A 580-nucleotide genomic window follows, 5' to 3' on the forward strand; every position below is an offset into this window, starting at 1 on the left:
GGCCCCCAATCTGTTGTATCGTTGGCGTAGATTGATGCTCGAAGGAGGGAGTGTCGCCGTGACAGGGGATGACAGCGTGACCAGCAACAAGACTGTCCGAGAGATGGAAGTCCAGGTCGTGTCGCGAAGGTGGTGGAAATTTGAAGGTGGCGTAATCTCCGGGTGAACTTGAACGCACCCAACCGGCGGCAGCAACCGCCAGGGAGATCACACCATGAAGAACAATACCGATATTGCCGCGCTTTCGCTACTGGCCAATGAAGCGGGCTACGATCCGATCGAGGATCGGCTACGAGAGAATATCCGTGCCACGATCGAAGCGGTCTTCGAAGAGGAGCTGGACGCGTTTCTGGGGCGCTGCCGTTATGATCGGGGCTCCAATAAACCTACGGGCTACCGACACGGTCATCGCGAGCGTCAGCTTGTCGGCACCTTCGGCGCGGAAACGGTGAGCGTTCCACGCGCCCGCGCCATCGATGAGACCGGCAAAATTACCGAATGGCGCTCGAAGGCGCTGCCGCGCTATCAGCGGCTCACCAAGAAGGCTGAGGCCCTGATTGCTTCGGTCTATCTGGCCGGG

1 protein-coding gene is annotated in these 580 nt (G+C 59.3%); it reads left to right on the forward strand.

Translation table 11 applies throughout. The features are described 5' to 3' along the window. Positions 1-214 precede the first annotated feature (214 nt). Positions 215-580: transposase (locus Q7C20_RS26915; protein WP_375071214.1), on the forward strand; the 366-nt coding region annotated here is incomplete at its 3' end.

Source organism: Pseudomonas sp. AMR01, from assembly GCF_041946035.1.
Lineage (GTDB): Bacteria > Pseudomonadota > Gammaproteobacteria > Pseudomonadales > Pseudomonadaceae > Aquipseudomonas > Aquipseudomonas antarctica_B.